Below are 277 nucleotides of genomic sequence, written 5' to 3' on the forward strand. Positions count from 1 at the left end.
TACAATTCTTTTTCGTAATAAATTAGCAAGTGAGAAACCTTTTACTATTAACTTGTCGTGTCCATTTTCTTCTTGCTCAATTGAGTGATGACTAATATAACAAGCGTCTTTCAAATCATTTTCTTTTGCGATAATATGATCATCTTGTAGTAACGCAAAAGCATCTGAATCAAACGTCAAAGTTAAGGTGCAAGAACCAGGTTTAGTTAAATAACGTTCAAAAATAAAAGAGTGATATGTATCTATCACTCCTATAAACTCTAATTGTGTATTAAAT

1 protein-coding gene is annotated in these 277 nt (G+C 30.0%); it reads right to left on the reverse strand.

The genetic code is table 11. The features are described 5' to 3' along the window. The coding region (locus KVT37_RS32190; RefSeq protein ID WP_217579025.1) for a siphovirus ReqiPepy6 Gp37-like family protein at nt 1-277 on the reverse strand (277 nt) is incomplete at both ends.

Origin of the sequence: Mesorhizobium sp. GbtcB19 (assembly GCF_019091085.1) — a bacterium.
Taxonomy (GTDB): domain Bacteria; phylum Pseudomonadota; class Alphaproteobacteria; order Rhizobiales; family Rhizobiaceae; genus Mesorhizobium.